Source organism: Mesorhizobium sp. P2_B5 (genome assembly GCF_056404775.1).
Genome location: NZ_JBFUDJ010000001.1, coordinates 813,789 through 832,491, shown reverse-complemented (window position 1 = coordinate 832,491; position 18,703 = coordinate 813,789). Strand labels below are relative to the sequence as shown.

At 63.2% G+C, this 18,703-nt stretch carries 24 protein-coding genes; 11 read left to right on the top strand and 13 right to left on the bottom strand.

Translation table 11 applies throughout. The features are described from left to right. Positions 1 to 50 precede the first annotated feature (50 nt). The 3 genes from AC1D1N_RS04265 (at position 51) to AC1D1N_RS04255 (ending at position 1,370) form a co-directional block, all read left to right on the top strand. Positions 51 to 353, top strand: coding sequence for a cupredoxin domain-containing protein (locus tag AC1D1N_RS04265; protein ID WP_436262234.1), 303 nt, complete (start codon positions 51 to 53; stop codon positions 351 to 353). 176 nt (positions 354 to 529) lie between these two features. Then, a complete protein-coding gene (locus AC1D1N_RS04260; RefSeq protein ID WP_352583018.1) occupies positions 530 to 901 on the top strand; it encodes a hypothetical protein in 372 nt (123 codons plus the stop codon). A 97-nt stretch (positions 902 to 998) separates the two neighbouring features. Continuing rightward, positions 999 to 1,370 carry an endonuclease domain-containing protein gene (locus AC1D1N_RS04255; RefSeq protein ID WP_477347374.1) on the top strand — a complete coding sequence of 124 codons (372 nt, stop codon included), beginning with the start codon at positions 999 to 1,001 and terminating at the stop codon, positions 1,368 to 1,370. A gap of 109 nt (positions 1,371 to 1,479) precedes the next feature. On the opposite strand, the gene AC1D1N_RS04250 is transcribed toward AC1D1N_RS04255, so the two are convergent. Then, entirely contained in the window at positions 1,480 to 1,800 is a 321-nt protein-coding gene (locus tag AC1D1N_RS04250; RefSeq protein WP_112559095.1) for a hypothetical protein, read from the bottom strand. A gap of 166 nt (positions 1,801 to 1,966) precedes the next feature. Here AC1D1N_RS04250 and mbfA point away from each other — a divergent pair, with 166 nt between their 5' ends. Further along, positions 1,967 to 2,950: an iron exporter MbfA gene (mbfA, locus tag AC1D1N_RS04245; protein WP_477346803.1), complete on the top strand. Its 984-nt coding sequence runs from the start codon at positions 1,967 to 1,969 to the stop codon at positions 2,948 to 2,950. A 232-nt stretch (positions 2,951 to 3,182) separates the two neighbouring features. Here mbfA and AC1D1N_RS04240 read toward each other — a convergent pair whose 3' ends face one another. From AC1D1N_RS04240 to AC1D1N_RS04230, 3 genes are all read right to left on the bottom strand, one after another. Beyond that, positions 3,183 to 3,527, bottom strand: a complete 345-nt coding sequence (locus tag AC1D1N_RS04240) for an antibiotic biosynthesis monooxygenase family protein (RefSeq protein ID WP_477346801.1) — start codon at positions 3,525 to 3,527, stop codon at positions 3,183 to 3,185. After that, positions 3,524 to 3,880 carry an NIPSNAP family protein gene (locus tag AC1D1N_RS04235; RefSeq protein ID WP_455860291.1) on the bottom strand — a complete coding sequence of 119 codons (357 nt, stop codon included), beginning with the start codon at positions 3,878 to 3,880 and terminating at the stop codon, positions 3,524 to 3,526. Before AC1D1N_RS04235 ends, AC1D1N_RS04240 begins: the two co-directional genes overlap by 4 nt. A gap of 86 nt (positions 3,881 to 3,966) precedes the next feature. After that, complete coding sequence (locus AC1D1N_RS04230; protein WP_477346799.1) at positions 3,967 to 4,170, bottom strand: DUF1127 domain-containing protein; 204 nt, start codon at positions 4,168 to 4,170, stop codon at positions 3,967 to 3,969. 69 nt (positions 4,171 to 4,239) lie between these two features. Between AC1D1N_RS04230 and AC1D1N_RS04225 the strand changes: the two genes are divergently transcribed. Continuing rightward, positions 4,240 to 4,914, top strand: coding sequence for an ArsR/SmtB family transcription factor (locus AC1D1N_RS04225; protein ID WP_477346797.1), 675 nt, complete (start codon positions 4,240 to 4,242; stop codon positions 4,912 to 4,914). 84 nt (positions 4,915 to 4,998) lie between these two features. Here the strand turns inward: AC1D1N_RS04225 and ligD are convergent, their stop codons facing one another. After that, the gene (ligD, locus tag AC1D1N_RS04220; RefSeq protein ID WP_477346795.1) at positions 4,999 to 7,503 is read right to left on the bottom strand and encodes a DNA ligase D; all 2,505 of its coding nucleotides are present in this window, start codon (positions 7,501 to 7,503) and stop codon (positions 4,999 to 5,001) included. Positions 7,504 to 7,508: 5 nt separating this feature from the next. Further along, entirely contained in the window at positions 7,509 to 8,375 is an 867-nt protein-coding gene (ku, locus tag AC1D1N_RS04215; RefSeq protein WP_436262229.1) for a non-homologous end joining protein Ku, read from the bottom strand. Between ku and AC1D1N_RS04210 the strand changes: the two genes are divergently transcribed. The 3 genes from AC1D1N_RS04210 (at position 8,374) to AC1D1N_RS04200 (ending at position 9,476) form a co-directional block, all read left to right on the top strand. Further along, entirely contained in the window at positions 8,374 to 8,541 is a 168-nt protein-coding gene (locus AC1D1N_RS04210) for a hypothetical protein (RefSeq protein ID WP_477346792.1), read from the top strand. The genes ku and AC1D1N_RS04210 overlap by 2 nt on opposite strands. Before the next feature lie 189 nt (positions 8,542 to 8,730). Continuing rightward, a complete protein-coding gene (locus AC1D1N_RS04205; protein WP_023672040.1) occupies positions 8,731 to 8,871 on the top strand; it encodes a hypothetical protein in 141 nt (46 codons plus the stop codon). Positions 8,872 to 9,050: 179 nt separating this feature from the next. Continuing rightward, positions 9,051 to 9,476: a thiol-disulfide oxidoreductase DCC family protein gene (locus AC1D1N_RS04200; protein WP_477346791.1), complete on the top strand. Its 426-nt coding sequence runs from the start codon at positions 9,051 to 9,053 to the stop codon at positions 9,474 to 9,476. Positions 9,477 to 9,573: 97 nt separating this feature from the next. On the opposite strand, the gene AC1D1N_RS04195 is transcribed toward AC1D1N_RS04200, so the two are convergent. Next, a complete protein-coding gene (locus AC1D1N_RS04195; RefSeq protein ID WP_477346790.1) occupies positions 9,574 to 9,990 on the bottom strand; it encodes a RidA family protein in 417 nt (138 codons plus the stop codon). 228 nt (positions 9,991 to 10,218) lie between these two features. Here AC1D1N_RS04195 and AC1D1N_RS04190 point away from each other — a divergent pair, with 228 nt between their 5' ends. Next, a complete protein-coding gene (locus AC1D1N_RS04190) occupies positions 10,219 to 10,587 on the top strand; it encodes a YciI family protein (protein WP_142867448.1) in 369 nt (122 codons plus the stop codon). An 8-nt stretch (positions 10,588 to 10,595) separates the two neighbouring features. Continuing rightward, complete coding sequence (locus AC1D1N_RS04185) at positions 10,596 to 11,840, top strand: RNA polymerase sigma factor (protein WP_477346788.1); 1,245 nt, start codon at positions 10,596 to 10,598, stop codon at positions 11,838 to 11,840. Between the two features lie 7 nt (positions 11,841 to 11,847). Here AC1D1N_RS04185 and AC1D1N_RS04180 read toward each other — a convergent pair whose 3' ends face one another. The 3 genes from AC1D1N_RS04180 to AC1D1N_RS04170 all read right to left on the bottom strand — a co-directional run bounded on the left by AC1D1N_RS04180 (position 11,848) and on the right by AC1D1N_RS04170 (position 14,539). Then, positions 11,848 to 12,474 (bottom strand): glutathione S-transferase family protein, encoded by a 627-nt coding sequence (locus AC1D1N_RS04180; protein ID WP_477346786.1) that lies wholly within the window; start codon positions 12,472 to 12,474, stop codon positions 11,848 to 11,850. A gap of 120 nt (positions 12,475 to 12,594) precedes the next feature. After that, the gene (gene cysK / locus AC1D1N_RS04175) at positions 12,595 to 13,575 is read right to left on the bottom strand and encodes a cysteine synthase A (RefSeq protein WP_112559107.1); all 981 of its coding nucleotides are present in this window, start codon (positions 13,573 to 13,575) and stop codon (positions 12,595 to 12,597) included. A 346-nt stretch (positions 13,576 to 13,921) separates the two neighbouring features. Continuing rightward, complete coding sequence (locus AC1D1N_RS04170; protein WP_477346784.1) at positions 13,922 to 14,539, bottom strand: LysE family translocator; 618 nt, start codon at positions 14,537 to 14,539, stop codon at positions 13,922 to 13,924. A 222-nt stretch (positions 14,540 to 14,761) separates the two neighbouring features. On the opposite strand from AC1D1N_RS04170, the gene AC1D1N_RS04165 reads away from it, so the two are divergent. Further along, complete coding sequence (locus tag AC1D1N_RS04165) at positions 14,762 to 15,694, top strand: hypothetical protein (protein WP_477346782.1); 933 nt, start codon at positions 14,762 to 14,764, stop codon at positions 15,692 to 15,694. Here AC1D1N_RS04165 and AC1D1N_RS04160 read toward each other — a convergent pair. From AC1D1N_RS04160 to hrcA, 3 genes are all read right to left on the bottom strand, one after another. Next, positions 15,673 to 17,022 (bottom strand): PQQ-dependent sugar dehydrogenase, encoded by a 1,350-nt coding sequence (locus tag AC1D1N_RS04160; RefSeq protein WP_477346780.1) that lies wholly within the window; start codon positions 17,020 to 17,022, stop codon positions 15,673 to 15,675. The genes AC1D1N_RS04165 and AC1D1N_RS04160 overlap by 22 nt on opposite strands. A gap of 105 nt (positions 17,023 to 17,127) precedes the next feature. Continuing rightward, positions 17,128 to 17,331: a hypothetical protein gene (locus AC1D1N_RS04155; protein WP_192258685.1), complete on the bottom strand. Its 204-nt coding sequence runs from the start codon at positions 17,329 to 17,331 to the stop codon at positions 17,128 to 17,130. A 36-nt stretch (positions 17,332 to 17,367) separates the two neighbouring features. Continuing rightward, positions 17,368 to 18,453, bottom strand: a complete 1,086-nt coding sequence (gene hrcA, locus AC1D1N_RS04150; protein ID WP_112559112.1) for a heat-inducible transcriptional repressor HrcA — start codon at positions 18,451 to 18,453, stop codon at positions 17,368 to 17,370. Positions 18,454 to 18,703 lie beyond the last annotated feature (250 nt).

The window sequence follows — 18,703 nt, the reverse complement described above, 5'->3', positions numbered from 1 at the left end:
CGCCAGCGTTAGTGTAGGATGAGGGTCTCGCGCTCAGGAGGAAATCCATCATGCGCACCATGCTCGTTCTTGCACTGCTTGCGTTCGCCATGCCCGCCTACGCCGCCAATCATGCGGTCCAAATCAAGGGCATGAAATTCAATCCGTCGAAAATCTCGGTCGCCGTCGGCGACACCATCACCTTCACCAATGCCGACCCGATGACGCACACCGCCACCGCGTCGGACGGTTCCTTCGACACCGGCCATCTCGCCACCGGCAAGAGCGCCAAGGTCAAGATATCAGCCGCCGGCGCCCACCCCTTCCATTGCGCGATCCACAGCTCGATGAAGGGCACGGTCACGGCGAAGTAGCGCGGGTCTCTTCCGCCGGGGCGAGAAGCTGCCAATCTCCCCCCGTGTGGGGGAGATCAGCAGCTCCGCCCACCAATCACCCCAAAATCAGTCAGCGACCGCCCTTCAATGTCGGCCGCCGTCATGCGATGCTGGTTCTCTCGGCCGAGGGGGCCGATTCTCATTCGGGGAATGCCATGTCTCTCACTATCACGCGCCGCATCGTCGCAGCGCTCTCGCTTGCCGCGCTGTTTGCGCCATCGGCCTATGCCGCCGACATCACCTTTGCCGTCAAGAACAGCCATCCCAACGCCATGCGCCTCGAGCTCTACAGCCAGGACCGAGACTATGTCTGGCCGGGCGATGACAAGGACTTTTATCTCGACGATGGCGAGACCAAGCAGATCCCGGTCTCGTGCAACGAAGGCGAATCCATCTGCTACGGCGCCTGGGTCGACGGCGACGAGGAAACCTATTGGGGCGTCGGCCCCAACAACAAGGAAAAATGCGAAGACTGCTGCTACACCTGCGAAGGCGGCGAGACGGAAGAGATTGATCTGGTGCCGTAGGGCGAAGCGGCCGAAGCTGCTAATCTCCCCCCAAGTGGGGGAGATGTCCGGCAGGACAGAGGGGGGCGCCGTAGAGCGCCAACGTACACAACCACCAATGCCGCACACACCATTGCCGCCTCGACATCGCGGAAACGCCAGATCGATGCGCAAAGTCCTGACGCCGGCCGAGCTCAAGCTCTGGAACGAACTTCGCGCGCACCGGCTGATGGGGCTTGGCTTCCGACGACAATTTCCCATCGCCGGCTACATTGTCGACTTCGCTTGCCCGGAGAAGAAGCTGGTTATCGAGGTCGATGGCTCCCAGCATGCGGCTGGCGGTGCGGCTGCTGGTGATGAAACGCGGACAGCGCGACTCGAGCAAGATGGCTGGACCGTGCTGCGGTTCTGGAATGATGACGTCATCCGCGACATCGACAATGTCTGCCAGCATATTGTGATTGCGGCTGGGGTTGGAGGCGCATCCTGAACGGTGCCGGTGCTGGGCTGTAGGCAGGGGAGCCGTCGGCAGGACAGCGCCCCCCTCTGCCCTGCCGGGCATCTCCCCCACGAGGGGGGAGATCAGCAGCTTCGGCCGCTCACCCCAACAAAGCCCTCTGCCGCTTCGCGCCACCCGCCTTGCGCCAGGCATTGAACCTGTGCGTGGCGGCGGCAAACGAGATCTTCATCTGCTGGGCGACCGAATAGCGCGACTTGCCTTCGTCGAACATGCGATAGCAGCATTCGACGCCCTCCTCGGTCAGCTTGCCGTCGGGCGCCTTGTTGTGTGGATTTGCGGGGTCGAATTTTTCGACCTGCTGCTCAACCAGGCCCTTCAGCCGCTGCAGGTCGGCCTCGATGCTGGCGATGAGATCGAGGACGGGTTTGGGATCGAAGTGGTCGTGCGGCTTTGCCGTCATCTCCAGGATACCTTTCGCTTTGCGTGTCGCCGTCAATATAGGTGAACATTCGCTGATAATGAAGGGCGCGCCGCAGCCCGGGTGCTTCAACACTTGTTGACCGGCGATTGACCGGAGAAGCGCCAGCGCCTAGTTTAGAACCATTCTAAACTAGGGTGAATTTATCATGCTTTCCCGTGTCTTCGGTTTCGGCCGCCGCCCCTTCGAATCGCTGTCGGAACAGGAGATCCTGGCGCTGGCAATTTCGTCGGAGGAAGATGACGGGCGCATCTACCGCGCCTATGCCGAGGGACTGGCCGAAAGCTTTCCGCAATCGGCAAAAGTGTTCGAGGCGATGGCGCTCGAGGAAGACGGCCATCGCGATTCCCTCATCGAGCTTTACCGCAAGCGTTTCGGCGAGCGCATTCCGCTGCTGCGCCGCGAGCATGTAAAGGGCTATTACGAGCGCAAGCCCGACTGGCTGGTGCGGCCGCTCGGCGTCGAAAATGTTCGGCGGCAGGCCGAAGAGATGGAGCGGCAGGCCTATCGCTTCTATGTCGAAGCGGCCAAGCGCACCAGCGACGCTTCGACCAGAAAACTGCTCAACGACCTCGCGGCGGCGGAGCAAAGCCATGAGAATTCGGCGCATCGGCTGGAGCAGAAGCATGTTCCGGGCGAGGTGAAGGACGAGGAGGCCAGCGCCGAGCAGCGCCAGTTCATCCTGACCTATGTGCAGCCGGGGCTGGCCGGGCTGATGGACGGCTCGGTGTCGACGCTGGCACCGATCTTTGCCGCCGCCTTCGCCACGCATGACACCTGGCAGACGCTGCTGGTCGGCCTTGCCGCCTCGATCGGCGCCGGCATTTCGATGGGCTTCACCGAAGTCGCTTCCGACGACGGAAAACTGTCGGGTCGCGGCTCGCCGATCAAGCGGGGGCTGACCGTCGGCATCATGACGACGCTGGGTGGCCTCGGCCACGCGCTGCCTTATCTCATCCCGTATTTCTGGACAGCAACGGCGGTGGCGGCCGTGGTGGTGTTCTTCGAACTGTGGACGATCGCCTTCGTCCAGAACCGCTATATGCAGACGCCTTTCCTGCGCGCGGCGTTCCAGGTGGTGCTGGGCGGGGCGCTGGTGTTTGCGGCCGGGGTGCTGATCGGGAATGCTTAGGTAAGGCAAAGGTCGGCGCTGCCCCTCATCTGCCTGCCGGCATCTTCTCCCCGTGAACGGGGAGAAGGGGGCTATCGCGAATTTCGCAGCTTGTTCTGCAACGCTGGCGATTGGCGAAACCATCGGCAACAGCGTCTTTCTCCCCGTCACTATACGGGGAGAAATGTCCGGCAGGACAATGAGGGGCGGCGCGATGGTCTACGGTTATGAATGCCGCTGCACATCGTCAGCTTCACCCATTCACCGCCCGACTATCCGCCGGCGCTTCGTCTCTTTCCGTCAGCCCATAGTCCCGCACCACATGCGCAATCCTTAGCCTGTAGCCGGCAAAGATTCCGCCACGGCCGGCCTTTTGCGCCTGCCGGTGCTCCTCGGTGTTGCGCCAGGCCTTGACCGCTTCCTCGTCGCGCCAGAAGGACAGCGACAGGATGCGGTTGGGGTCGACCAGGCTCTGAAACCGCTCGATGGAGATGAAGCCATCGATACCGTCGAGCAGCGGCCGCAGCTCCGCGGCGATGCCGAGATAGGCATCGCGCTTGCCCTGTGCCGGTTGCACCTCAAAGATGACAGCGATCATGCTTCCTCCTTGACCGCGGTCTGGAACAGCTGCCGCGGTCCATGCGGTCCGGACACCAGCTTCAGGAAGATGCGGTCTTCTTTCAAGATGAACTTTTCGCGGCGGGCGAATTCGTAATTGGCCTTGCCGGCGGGATCGGCGGCGAGCCGGGCGCGGTAGGCTTCATAGGCCGCCAGGCTGTCGATGTTGTAGGCGGCGTAGGCGGTGGTGGCCGAGCCCTCGTGCGGGGCGTAGTAACCGATCAAATCGGCGCCGCAGCGCGGGATCGCCTGGCCCCAGGCCTTGGCATATTGCTCGAACGCCGCCTTGCCGAACGGGTCGATCTCGTAGCGGATGAAGCAGGTGATGGTCATCGTGATCTCCTTGGGTTTTCTGCGTCGATAGTTCGAGCGGCGTCGAAACGTTGTGCCGCCGGGCCTGCTAAGCAAAATGCCGGCGGTCAGGCCTGCCAGAAGGATTTCGCGCATTCGCGGCGCACGTCCTCCCGGGTCAGACCAAGATCGCGCAGCATATGGTCGTCGATCTCGGCGAGGTCGAGCCGCTGAAAATGGCGGTCATACCAGCGGGCGAGCAGCCGCCGGTGCAGCCAGGTGACGACCGGGAATGTCTGGCGGCTGGCGAGTGGGGCGGAAGCGGTTGGCATCGGCGTTCTCCTTGATCTCAGCCGACATTAGTGATTATCTCGCAAGAATGCTTCGATGGAGACCTAACTATGCGTGAAGGACCCGACATTGCCCGCATCGCCAGCCTGGTCGGCGATCCGGCGCGGGCAAACATGCTGAATGCGCTGATGGGCGGCACGGCTTTGACGGCGAGCGAACTGGCGCTGGAAGCCGGCGTGTCTCTGCCGACGGCGTCCTCGCATCTGTCCAAACTGATGGAGGGCGGGCTGCTGACTTTGGCCAGCCAGGGCCGGCACCGCTATTACGGCCTCGCCGGGCCGCAGGTGGCGGGCATGATCGAAGCGATCACCGGCGTGGCGGAAGCCGTTGGCCCCAAGCGTGTGCGGCCGGGTCCGCGCGACGGCGCCATGCGCGTGGCACGCGTCTGCTACGACCACCTCGCCGGCGAGCAGGCGGTGGCGATGCTGGACCGGCTCGTGGCGCGCGACATTCTTTTGCGCGACGAGCAGGAGATCAGGCTCGGGCCGTCAGCGGCCTCGCATTTTTCGGCCATCGGCATCGATGTCGGCGCCAAGCCGCGTCGGCCGGTCTGCCGCGCCTGCCTCGACTGGAGCGTGCGCCGCTCCCACCTCGCCGGCACGCTGGGTGCGGCGATCCTCGACAAGATCCTGGCGGAGAAGTGGGCAAGGCGGGAGAAGGATAGTCGCGCCGTGGTGTTTTCACCGCCGGGGAAACAGGCGTTTGAGCGGGTGTTTTTGGGGTGAGGTAGACGTCGGCGGGACAGCACCCCCTCTGGCCTGCCGGCCATCTCCCCCGCAAGGGTGTGACGGATCGCTACGTCGGCCTTTTCACCCCCGCTTCAACACCTTCGCCTGCTTGAAAAAATCCGCCCACGGATCGGCCTTCTCCAACTCCTTCAATGTCGTCTTGTCGCCGATCGGGAAAGAATTCGGCGCCAGCCCCGCTTCCACCTCCGCCCAGGTCACCGGGATCGACACCGTCGCCCCCTTCTTGGCGCGTGAGGAGTAGGGCGCGACCGTCGTCGAACCCCTGCCGTTGCGTAGATAGTCGACGAAGATTTTTCCGGTGCGCGCCTTTTTCGATAGCGTTGCCGTGTAGCGATCAGGCGCGGCCTGCTCCAGCGCCTTGGCGAAATCATGGGAGAAGGTTTTGACCGCCTCCCAGTCCGCCGATGGTTTCAGCGGCACCAGCACGTGGTAGCCCTTGCCGCCCGATGGCTTGACGAAATTGGGCAGCGACAGATCGTCGAGCTTGCCTCGGATGTCGAGCGCGGCCTCGCGCACCGCCTTGACGTCGACGCCCTCGTCGGGATCGAGATCGAAGATGATCTGGTCCGGCTTTTCCAGCTCGTCGGTGGTGCAGCCCCAGATGTGGACCTCGACCACGCCGTACTGGACCAGAGCGGCAAGGCCGTCGAAATCTCGGATGAACAGGATCTCCTCGCCGTCCGTCGGGTCTTTCATCCGGGCGATCTTGTCGCTCATGCCGGCCGAGGCGTGTTTCTGGAAGAAGCGCGGGCCGCCAATGCCGTCCGGCGCCCGCACCAGGCTGAGCGGCCGGTTGACGACGAATTGCTGCATGCGCGGCCAGACCAGCGCGTAGTGCTCAAGCAAGGCTTGCTTGGATATTTTTTCGTCGGGCCACAGCAGTTTTTCGGGATGGGATAGTTTTACGCCGGTGGTCATTGCCCCAGCTTTGGTCCCGGCAACCTTGCCGGCGCTGCTTGCCGCGGACTTTGCCTTGCTGTCGGCCTTCCATGGCTTTTCCTGCACGACTTCCTCCGCCGGCTTGTCCTCGCGCAGTCCCTGGAACGACGCGTGGCGTATTATACGGTCCGAGGTCCAGCTGCGGAACTCCACTTCGCCGACAAGTTCTGGCTTGACCCAGACCAGCCCTTTGCCGTTCGGCACGGCCGCGGCGAAGGGCGACGATTTTGCCTTCAACGCATCGAGCTTTTTCTTCAGATCGGCGGCGCCCTTGACCGAGAAACCAGTGCCGACGCGACCGGCGTAATTGAGCTTGCCGCCTTCGAAATAGCCGACCAGCAGCGAGCGCAGCCCGCGCCCGGTCTTTTCCGACGGCAGGTAGCCGCCGATGACGAATTCCTGGCGCGCCGTGCATTTCGACTTCACCCAGGAGGGACCACGGCCGCTGCGATAGGGTGCGTCGGCGGGCTTGGAGACGATGCCTTCGAGGCCCATGCGACAGGCGTGCTGGAGCATGATCTTGCCGGGTTCGGCAAAATGGTCGCTGAAGCGGACGGCGGCATTTTCGGCCGGCTCGCCGAGCAGCTCCTGCAAGGCCTGCTTGCGCTCGACCAGCGGCTCGCGGCGCAAATCCTTGCCATCGAGCCGCATCAGGTCGAAGACGTAGTAGGTGAAGCGATTGGTGCGATTGGCGGAGAGATCCTGCTGGAGCAGCGAGAAGGAAGACACGCCGCTGTCGGCCAGCACGACGATCTCGCCATCGATGATGGCGTCGCTGCATTTCAGCTGGGCCAGTTCGGCAACGATCTCGGGGCCAAATTTCTCCGTCCAGTCGAGGCCGGTGCGGGTCAGCAGCCGCACCTCGGTGCCGGCGATCTGCGCCTGCATGCGGTAGCCGTCGAATTTGACTTCGTGCAGCCAATCCTTCCCCGGCGGCGCATCGCGTTCCAGCGTCGCCAGTTGCGGCTCGATGAAATCGAGGCGCTTGCCGGCTTTCGCCTTGCTGGCGGCGGGCTTGTTGGAGTGCCAGACTTTCGGCTTCTTGCCGTCGGCGGCCTTGCCTTCCGCGACCTGCTCGATGGTCAGGCCGGATTTCACCGATTTCGGAGCGTCCTTGAGAATGTCCTCGCCGGGGCGGGCGGCAGCATCGTTGGATTTGATCAGCAGCCAGTTGTCACGCTTTTCGCCCGCGCGGGGTTTCAGCCTGACGAGATGCCACAGGCCGTTCAGCTTCTTTCCTTTGAGCTCAAACGAGATGTGGCCCTTCTTCATCGCCTTGGCGGGGTCGATCTCGGGCGTCCATGTGCCTTCGTCCCAGACGATGACCGTGCCGCCGCCATATTCGCCCTTGGGAATGGTGCCTTCGAAAGACGCATAGTCGATCGGGTGGTCCTCGACATGCACGGCCAGCCGCTTTTCGTGCGGATCGAGGCTCGGGCCGCGCGTCACCGCCCAGCTCCACAAGACGCCGTCATGCTCGAGGCGGAAATCGTAATGCAGCCTGGTCGCATCATGCTTCTGGACGACGAAGATGCCGCCGGGCTGCTTGCCGCGCGTAACCTTGCCGGCAGGCTCGGCGGTCTTCTTGAAATCGCGCTTGGACTGATATTGTTCGAGGCTGGCCATGGTGCTCACGCCGATTTGCGTTTGGGCGCAGACGCTTTCGCCTTGCCGATTTTGGCCGCCGGCCTCGCCTTCTTGGCCGAGGCTTTCGCCGCGCCGCCATCCGACAGGCTCTTCTTCAGCGCGTCGAACAGATTGACCACATTGGACGGCTTGGGCGCGGCCTGTGGCCTCGGCGCCTTCTTGCCGGCCTTCTTGGCGCGGATCAGTTCGAGCAGCGCGTCCTCATACTTGTCCTCGAATTTCGACGGATCGAACTTCGCCTTCTTCTTGTCGATGATGAGTTCGGCGAGCTCCGTCATCTCCTGGTCGGTCTTTACCGCCTCGATGTCGCCGAAGACGGTTTCGGGCTGCCGCACCGTGTTGTCGTAGCGCAAGGTGGTCAGCACCATGCCTTTGCCGAGCGGCTCGATAACGACGGGACGTTCCCGCTGATAGAGCACGATGCGCGCCAGCCCGGCCATCTTCTTGCCGGCCATGGCGTCGCGGATGACGGCAAAGGCTTCCTCCGACACCTTATCGGCCGGCGCGACATAATAGGGCGTGTCGAGATAGATCTGCTGGATCGAGGCTTTGTCGACGAAACCGTCAAGCGCCATGGTGTGCGACGACTCGATCTGCACTGCGGCGATCTCGTCTTCCTCGATGTGGACGAAGTCGCCGTCGTCGAGTTCATAGCCCTTGATCTCGTTGCCTTCCTCCAGCGGCTTGCCGGTTTCGGCATCGACATAAATGCGCTTGACCGTATTGCCGGTCTTGCGGTTCAGCACCCGAAACGAGACTTTTTCGGTGTGGGTGACGACGTTGGTCAGTTCGACGGCGCAGGTGACCAGCGACAGTTTCAGATAGCCCTTCCAGGCGGGGCGGGGTGCCATGGCAAAACTCCTGCGCGATGCGGTTTCAACCGAGAACGGGCAAAGCCCGTTCCGGTTCCGGGCGCTGCCAGAGGAGCTTTCCGGCCGTGCGCACGGAAATTTCGCAGGGCTCGCCGAAATTGAAACAGAACCGCGCCCAAGCGACATCGAGATGAAACATATGTGATGCAAAAGTCACAATGCCCGAAATGGCGACGAACCACACTGAAAGACCCCGAAACAGCCGCATTCCGGCCACGAAGCGACGGGTTTTCGACCGAAGATTAACATCGTGTTCACCGACTATTCACGCCTCGACGCTATGATCCCCGCAATCGGACGGGACATCCGAAAATCGGGACAGGGACTAAGTAAAATGAAATTCTGGGGCCACATCGCCGGCTATGCCGCCGCCATCCGCGAATTCATCGCGCCGACCTATCGGCCGGAGCGCTATTACATGCGCGGACCGGGCCCGGCCTGCGCCCGTCGCGGCAGCTCGCTCGGCGCGCACTGATCATGACGTTCGAAAGCCGTCACGACAGCCGAATCTGCAGACCGGCCGCCGACCACCGCGCAACCACCTATCGCGCCGAGCGCCCCGCTCTGGCCGCGAGAAGCCGTGCGACAACGCCGCGGCTTTGATCCCGTAGCCGGCAGGATTAGTGTCGCCTGACACAAGCTGCCGGATGTCCCGTGACTTCTTCTCCTGAACCCTTCGATGCCAGCCAGCCGTTGATCGTTTTCGATGGCGTCTGCGTGATGTGCTCTGGCTTCGTACGCACGGTGGTCAGGCTCGACCGCAAAAACCGCTTCCGCTTCGCCACCGCGCAGTCGCCCTTCGGCGAGGCGCTGTTCCACAAGCATGGACTGCGCACCGACAGCTATGAGACCAATCTGGTCCTCATCAATGGCGCTCCTTTCATACGGCTGGACAGTTTTGTTGCCGTGATGGCCGAACTCGGCTGGCCGTGGCGGGCGGCGAAAGCCCTGCTGCTGTTGCCGCGCCCCGTGCGCGACTGGCTCTACGAACGCATCGCCAAAAACCGTTACGCCATCTTCGGCCGCAAGGACAGTTGCGAGATCCCGTCCGCCGCGATGCGTGCGCGGATGATTGGCTAATGCATGTCGCCCAAAAGTGACCTCGCACCCGCTCACCGGGCTGATCGTGCGCTATCGCGGCTGGCTAGAGCCGAACGCCTGATCCATCCCCGCGACCTCAGTCCGGTAGCGCAGCGACGGCGACGATCTCGATGACGATGTCGGCCTGGGCAAGCGCTGCGACGCCGATCACTTCCGAAGGCGGCGGATTGTTGTAGCTGCAGTGCTTCGGACAATGCTCTGCGAAGAACGCGTCCAGCACGTCGAGGCGAAAATTGGGAGAGCTGAGAACGCCGCCGTCGGGAAAGGGACCTCTGACGAAGAAGGTCAGCCTGATGAGATGGTCGAGGCCGCTGCCCAGTTCCTCCAGATCCGATTTGATGTTGCCGCCTTTCTTGCCGGCTGGATCATAGTCGGCCGATGTCGCGGTGTTGCCGCAGAGATAGACGGTTCCTCTCGCTCCACTGACGACTGTGCCCTTTGCCCATGGCATCAACCGGCCGTTCTTGAATTTCTTGTGGGTCACGAGTTCCATTCTCTCCTCCCATGCCTCGCGTGACGTGCCCGCCACGACAGAGGATAGTGCTGCGCGCGACCGCTGCCAGTGCGGTGCTGCCATCGTCCAGCCAGGAAAGATCTGGTCCTTGCGAAATCTCCTTGTGAAGATGAAAGTTTTTCTGAAGCCTGTCGAAATCGGGCATGGCCACACGACATACGTCCGGCACGCAACGACGCGGCCTTCCTAACAAACGGGAGAAGACCCATGCGATACATGCTTTTGATCTATGCGAACGAAGCGGCGATGGCGGCCGCGCCGAGCGACAAGACCTACGAGATCAGCACCGCCTACGGCGCCTACACCGAAGCGTTGAAGAAATCCGGAGCGTGGCTCGCCGGCGACCGACTGAAGCCGACCCAGCTTGCCACCGCGGTGCGGACGGCCAACGGCAAGACCAATGTGCTCGACGGCCCCTACGCCGACACCAAGGAGCAGCTTGCCGGTTTCTACATGATCGAGGCCGCGGACGCCGACGCGGCGATCGCATGGGCAGCGCGCTGTCCAGGCGCCAGCGCCGGCACCATCGAGGTGCGGCCGATCTGGGAAATGACCGAGTACCCCTCGCAGAAATGATTCCAGTGATGGACAGTCGACCGGAGATCGCGCGCGCGGCGGCCGAGGCGGCCGCCCGGCAAAGCTACGGCAAGCTCGTCGCCTGGCTCGCGGCGCGCACCCGCGATGTCGCCGGCGCCGAGGACGCGTTGGCGGATGCTTTTGCCGCAGCCCTTGAGCGCTGGCCGAAAACCGGCGTGCCCGAGAAGCCGGAGGCATGGCTGTTGGCCGTGGCCAAGCGGCGCCGTGTCGATGCGGTGCGCCGCCGGCTGACCAGCGAGGCGAGCCGCGATCATCTCAAGCTGATGGCCGAGGAGATGGAGGCAAGCATGCAAGACGAAGACCTGCCCGACGAGCGGCTCAGGCTGATGTTTGCCTGTGCGCATCCGGCGATCGAAGCCGGCGTGCGGGCGCCGCTGATCCTGCAGACGGTTCTGGGTTTCGACGCAGGAACAATCGCCTCGGCCTTCCTGGTCTCGCCGGCGACGATGAGCCAGCGCCTGGTGCGCGCCAAGAGCCGTATCCGCGAGATCGGCATTCCGTTCCGCGTGCCGGAGCGGGTCGAACTCGGCGAGCGGCTGGATACGGTGCTGGAAGCGATCTACGCGGCTTTCGCCGAAGGCTGGACCGACCCGGCCGGCACTGAAACGCAACGCCGCAATCTGGCGACCGAAGGTATCTGGCTCGGGCGGCTGGTGGCGTCGCTGATGCCCGACGAGCCGGAAGCGCTCGGTCTGCTGGCGCTGATGCTGTTCGCCGAGGCGCGCCGCCCGGCGCGGCGCGATGAAGCCGGCGACTATGTTCCGCTTGCCGATCAGGATTGCCTTCTGTGGGATCACGCGCTGATCGACGAGGCCGAAGCGCTGCTCGGCAACGCTGCGACCATGGGCGTGATCGGCCGCTACCAGCTCGAAGCGGCCGTGCAGTCGGTGCACGCGACGCGGCGGCGAACCGGCCAGACCGACTGGGCGGCGATCCGAAATTTTTACGATGCGCTATCGGCGATTGCCGGGTCGCCGGTGGTGACGATCAACCGCGCCGTGGCGATCGCCGAGGTCGACGGGGCGGCGGCGGGACTGGCGGCGCTTTACGTGCTTGGCGACGACAAGCGGCTTAACGACTATCAGCCCTACTGGGCTGTCCGCGCCGGCCTGCTGGCCAGGCTCGGCAATGCAGCGCAAGCGGTCGAAGCCTATGACCGGGCGATCGGCCTCGAGCGCGACCCGGCCGTGCGCCGCTTCTTGCAGGCGAAACAGGCGATCCTGCGAAATTGAGCGCCGCTCAACCCGACCACATCTCATGCGATGTGTTGAGCCGTTTCATCAGCGGATGCGCGCGCAATGCCGACCACAGGCGTTCGATGTTCGGCCAGTCCGCCCGCGCCTTGTCGACATCAGGGTGCCAGGCCACCAGCATGACGAGATAGATGTCGGCCAGCGACATCGCGTCGCCGACCAGCCAATCTCGCCCCTCAAGTGCTGCATCGACAATGGCGAAGCCGCGGTCCATCTCGGCAATGGCTGCCTGCTTGACGGCTTTCTTGCCCTCGGCATCGGTGGTGTAGCGATGGGCATAGTATAGACGCAGGATGGCTGGGTAGAGCACCGACGACATGAACGCCATCCAGCGCAGGAAATCGGCGCGATCCGGCGATCCGGCGGCCGGCGCCAGACCCGCCTGCGGGTGGCGCTCGGCAAGCAGGATGCAGATCGCCGCCGATTCGGTTATCGACTGACCGTTGGGCAAGGTCAGGACCGGAACCTGGTTCAACGGGCTGATGTCGAGGAAAGCCGGGTCCGGCGGGCCTTTCTTCGGCACATCGATCTGGTCGAATTGCACGTTTGCCAGCGCCAACGCCGCCTCGACGACGAAGCCGCCACTGCCTGGGCGTGTGTAGAGTCTGTACATTCAAATCCTCCCCAACCTGCACGAAGCAGGCCGGGCGATTTGACCCGGAAGCCGCCTTCCGCTCAAGCCGGCGGCTGAAGCCACCAGCGGTTTTCCAGCGGTCCAGCGAAGACGTAAGGACTAAGCCCCCAGCCCGTCGAACAGGATGGTCGACAGATAGCGCTCGGCGAAGGACGGGATGATCACCACCAGGTTCTTGCCCTTGTTCTCCGGCCGTGAGCCGACGACGATCGCCGCCTGCAGGGCGGCGCCCGACGAGATGCCGACCGGCACACCTTCGAGGCGGGCGACGAGGCGGGCGTTGGCGACCGAATCCTCGTTTGAAACCTTGACGATCTCGTCATAGATCGTGGTGTCGAGGATCTTTGGCGCGAAGCCGGCGCCGATGCCCTGGATCTTGTGCGGGCCGGGCTGGCCGCCCGACAGCACCGGCGATGCCTCAGGCTCGACGGCGACGACATGCACCGAGGGCTTGCGCTGCTTCAGCACCTGGCCGACGCCGGTGATGGTGCCGCCGGTGCCGATGCCGGCAACAAAAATGTCGACGCCGCCATCGGTATCGTTCCAGATCTCCTCGGCCGTGGTGCGGCGGTGGATCTCCGGATTGGCGGGGTTTTCGAACTGCTGCGGAATGACCGCATCGGGCAGGGTCGCCGCCAGCTCGTCGGCCTTGGCAATGGCACCCTTCATGCCCTTGGGACCTTCGGTCAGCACCAACTCTGCACCGAGCAGCGCCAGCATCTTGCGGCGCTCCACCGACATGGTTTCAGGCATGGTCAGGATCAGCTTGTAGCCCTTGGCGGCGGCGGCGAAGGCGAGCGCAATGCCGGTATTGCCGGAGGTCGGCTCGATCAGCGTCGTCTTGCCGGGCCTGATGCGGCCCGACGCTTCCAGCGCCTCTATCATCGAAACGCCGATGCGATCCTTGACCGAGGCGATCGGGTTGAAGAATTCGAGCTTGGCCAGAAGGTTGGCAACGACGCCCTTTTCCTTGGCGAATTTGTCGAGCCGCACCAACGGCGTGTCACCGATCGTCTCGGTGATCGAATTGTAGACGCGGCCGCGGCCGGGCACGCGCGGCGAAGAGACGGGCTTGTTCATTGGTTTCGCTCCCAAGTCAAATCAGGCAATTGGTCAGGCAATTGGCATCGGCGGACAGAATAGGGCTTTCGACCGCGCAAGATAGGCTGCCGGCCGAAAATATCGAGTGGGGCGCTTGCTGAAAAGGCTGACCTCCCGGAAACGCATTTCCCGGATGGCCCGATTGGCGGAATGGATTGGCCGAGTAGCGGCCGAACACGCACCAAGGTGTATTGAGATTCAGGTCAGGCCGAGCCGAAAATGCTGGCTTGCGAGAACCGGAGCGGAGCGTACTTTTGGGTACGTGAGCACCGGAAGCGCAGCAAGCCGGCGTTTGCAGGCCGGCCTCACCTGAATATCGATGCACCTACTGGCGAGCCGCTATGGCTGCCGCGGCGCCAACCATGAAGCCGGCTGCGGTGCGGTTCAGCGCCTTCAGCGCGCGCGGCGATTTCAGGAACCAGCGCGCCTTGGCGGCCAGCGCCAGATAAGGCACCAGCACCACGAAGAGCACGATGACGGTGAGCGCGACCAGAATGCCGTAGTCGGCGAGCGTGATGGTCTTCAGGTCGACGATGGTCGGCGTGATTGCGAGATAGAAGATCATCGTCTTCGGATTGCCGAGCGTGACGGTGAGGCCGGCAAGGAAGCTCGATATCAGGCCACCCTTGCCTTTCCTGGCCTCGACAGTCTCGGGGGTGATGCCTGCGGTCCAGAACCGCCAGCCGAGGAAAGCGAGATAGGCGACGCCCAGCCATTTGATGGCGAGAAACACCAGGCCGAAAGTCTGCGCGACAAAGGCAAGGCCGAGCACCACAGCGGTGAGATAAGTGAGGTCGCCGAGCATCAGGCCGAAGGACATGGCCAGCGACGAACGGAAGCCGGAGCCGAGCGCCCGCGCCACAAGCGCAGTGACGCCGGGGCCGGGAATGGCGGCGGCGATGCCGAGTGCGGCGCTATAGGCGAGAAAGCCGGTGAGGGTCATGACGGTTGCACCCCGTGAAGTGCCCCTGATGCCATGAAAGTCGGCAGGGGTAAAACGGATTCGATTGCGCCAGCAAGGTCGGACGGTCGTCAGGGCACGGCCGATAACGAGAGATGGTTCCCTTACGCGCCGTGGGAGAGCGGCTATCCCCCATCCGCCCCACCGCACTTTGCAATCCCTAATAGCTGCGCTCTTGCGCGGCTACACCGACAGGAGCTGCCCATGCTAGCGAAACGACTTCACATCCAGCTTCTGCAATGGAAGCCCTATTCCGAGGCGCGCGGGCACGAGCTGGAATGGTATCTGTGGTTCGAGGGGCGGCAGGCCTTCAGCCTGTTCGACAAGGGCGCGAGCGATATCGTCTCAGCGCCTGGGTACTTTACCGACAGCCGGAACCCCGGCGCTCACCCCGTTCATCCGATGATCTATCCGCTGGTCGTCAACAACCGCTTCAAGGTGCGGCTGGTCGCGTTAGAGCGCGACTCCCCAGACCCCGATGACACTGCCAAGGGCGAATTCTACATCGACCTCGACACCAAATATCCGCCGGTTTCCGACTGGCTCATCGTTGCTTCCGATCCGCGCAACAGCGACCTCAACGTAGAAGCGTCGTTCCAGCTGCAATGGCTGGACTATGTCGACACCAATGAGATCCCCGACACCGGCGTGCGGCGCATCGTCGACAAGTCCAATTATCCCTACCCCTGGGGCGCCAATGTGATGGTGTTCGAGCACTGGCTCGGGCTTGGCCGCAAGGCAGCGCTCAAGCTTGACGACCAGAACCGCGCATCGCGCCGCGAATACTGGATGATCAACGGCAATGCGGCCCGGCGCATGGTGCAGGACGTCTATCGCTTCAACGTCAACCAGCTGGGCGTCGCCAACGACACGATCAGCAGTGTTTACGTGCCGAAGCTCAATGACGGTCACGTCACGGTGACGCTCTACGAACACGATTTCAGCGACAGCCGCTTCGCGCAAGGGGCGAAGAAGTCCTTCGGCTCGGTCGGCCTCTTCAATCTCAGGGATACCGGTTTCGACGACCGCGTCTCATCGGCCGAGGTGATCCATACCTATCCCAAGGCGATACATCGGGACGTGCACTGGGGCAGCTCTTTGCCAAACCAATGGACTCAGGAAGGCCCGTCGACATGAGTGATGCGCCAGATGGTGCCGTTGGCATCCTCGGTGAGGATGAGCGCGCCGTCTTTGGCCACCGCGACGCCGACAGGCCGGCCCCAGACGGAGTCATTGGAAATGACGAAGCCGGTGATGAAATCCTCATACTCGCCGGTCGGCTTGCCATCCTTGAACTTCAGTCGCACCACCTTGTAGCCCGTGCGTACGCCGCGGTTCCAGGACCCGTGCAGGGCAACGAAGGCATCGCCCCTATACTCGGCCGGAAAATTGCCGCCGTCATAGAAGACGATGTTGAGCGGCGCCGAATGCGCCTGCATCAGCACGTCGGGGATGGTTGCCTTACCGGCAAGGTCTGGGCGCTCACCCTTGCGGCGCGGATCCTCATTGCTGCCGATATAGTACCAAGGCCAACCGTAGAAGGCGCCGTCCTTTACTGTGGTTGCGAATTCGAACGGAATGTTGTCGCCGAGCGAGTCCCGCTCGTTGACGACGCACCACAGCGCACCGGTCGCCGGTTGAACGGTCATACCAGAACAATTGCGCAGGCCAGTGGCAACGATGCGGCCATTCTTGCCATCGGGGTCGAAGGCCAGCACATCGGCGCGGCCGTCCTCCTCGCCCCAGGCAGCACCTGAAGGCATGGATTTGATCCAGGCGTCGAGGCCGCCGCGCGGTTCCTTCCCCATGCCCTCGGCGATATTCGATTCGGAGCCGACCGAGACATAAAGCGTCTTGCTGTCGGGCGAGAAGGCGATGTCGCGAGTCCAGTGGCCGCCCGAGGGAATGCCGGAGACAATCGTCTCCGGCTCACCGGAGGCTTTCAGATCGCCGTCGCGATAGGCGAAGCGCACCACGCTATCGGTGTTGGCGACATAAACCCACTGCGGCTTGTCGCCCGGCGGATAGAAGGCAATGCCGTAGGGTCGGCTCAGGTTGCTGGCAAAGATCGCTTTCTGGACGGGTTTTGCGCTACCCTTTCCGAGACGATAAACGCGTATCTCGTCGTAGTTGCTGTTGGCAACAAACAGGTCGCCATTCGGAGCAACGCGAACGACGCGCGGGTTGGCGATACCGGAGGCGATAAGCTCCGCTGTAAAACCCGGCAACACAACTGGATTGGCGCCTTCGGGCCTCTCCGCCACGCCGGGGCCATTGGATGCGGATTCGGTGACAAAGGGCGCCTGCAGGTCCTGCGGCTTGATCAGCCGGCGCACGCCCGGTTTGTCCGCCTTCCAGTCGCCGAAAGCGTCCTTGCCGGTCAGTAGCGGTTGATCGGCTTGCTGAGCGAAGGCACTGGTGGCCACAAGCAGGGCAAGGCTCGCGAAGCCGGCAATCCGGATCATGCTGTCCTCCTCGAATTCACGCAGGTCGGGGCGTCATGCAAAGAAGAGATATCGCGCGAGCGCCACAAAAGAGAAGCGTGCGCGCGCAGATTCAAGCGAAACCCGTCAGCTGTCTTCTTCCTCGACGTCGAGATCATCGTCGAGCCGCTTTTCAAGCGCGACGAGATCGTCCGGCAGCGGCAGGCCCATGGCGCGCATTTCGCGAAGTTTTTCGCGCAGCTGCTCCTGGATTTCGTGCTCGTCCTCGGGCTGGTTGACCATTTCCTCGAGCAGCAGACTGATCTGGGCCTTGAACGATTCAAGCGCCATTCTGCGCCCTCCTTTGCGGTGATCCCGGCTTCGGACTTATCTCAACATCCGGGTAATCAATTGGGCAGTGTAGTCGACCATGGGCACGATGCGGGCATAATTCAGCCTGGTAGGGCCGATGACGCCGAGCGCGCCGACGACCCGGGCGTCCTTGTCGCGGTAGGGCGCCACCACCAGCGACGAGCCGGAGAGCGAAAACAGCTTGTTTTCCGAGCCGATGAAGATGCGCACGCCGGGGCCGTCCTCGGCGAGGTCGAGCAGCTGGATCAGTCCGTCCTGCGTCTCCAGGTCCTCGAACAGGTGCCTGAGCAATTCGATGTCTGCCTGGGCGGTGACGTTTTCGAGCAGATTGGCGCGGCCGCGCACGATGAGACGCGCCGGCAGGCCGCTGTCGGCGCCCGCCCACACTGCCAGGCCTTTTTCGACGAGATCCTGCGACAGCGTGTCGAGGGCGGCCCTGGTCTCGTCCTTGATACGAGCGATCTCGATGCGCGCCTCGGCGAGCGTGCGGCCCCTGATATGGGCGTTTAGGAAGTTGGAGGCTTCGTGCAGCTGCGAGACGGTGATGCCGGCCGGCAGGTCGACGACACGGTTCTCGACATCGCCGTTCTGCGACACCATCACGGCCAGCGCCTTGGTCGGCTCAAGCTGGATGAACTCGATGTGCTTCAGCGCCACCTCGTTCTTGGTGGCCAGCACCAGGCCGGCGCCGCGCGACATGCCCGACAGCATCTGGCTGGCCTCGGTCAGCATGTGTTCCAGCGTCGCGCCCGAGCCGGAGGCGCGCACCTGCGCCTCGATGACGCGGCGTTCCTCGTCGGAAAGATCGCCGAGTTCCATGAAGGCATCGACAAAGAAGCGCAGGCCGGTCTGCGTCGGCAGCCGCCCGGCCGAGATGTGCGGGGCATAGATCAGGCCGAGATGTTCGAGATCGCTCATCACATTGCGGATGGTGGCCGGCGACAGCGACGACGGCAGGATGCGCGACAGGCTGCGCGATCCCACAGGCTCACCATCCTTGAGGTAGGAATCAACGATGCGCCGGAAAATGTCGCGCGAGCGCATGTCGAGCGACTGCAGCGCGGGTGCCAGCAGACTGGGTTCGGTGACTGCCTTGGTCATTCGGGCCAAAAACCTCCGGCTAAAGGATATAGACTTCCTTCGCCCCTGCGCAACCCGCTGCCGCACTTGCGGTCAGCGGCGTCTGTTCCAGATCGCCCGCTGCCGCGTTTGCGGCCAGCGGCGTCGCTCTTGCGATCGCCCAATGCCGTATGCGGTCACGGCGCCGCGTTTGCGGCCATTTTCCTTTGCGCCATGGGCTGCATGCGTCTACAAGCCGCCCACGCAACCGCAAAAAGAACAGAAAGAGGCC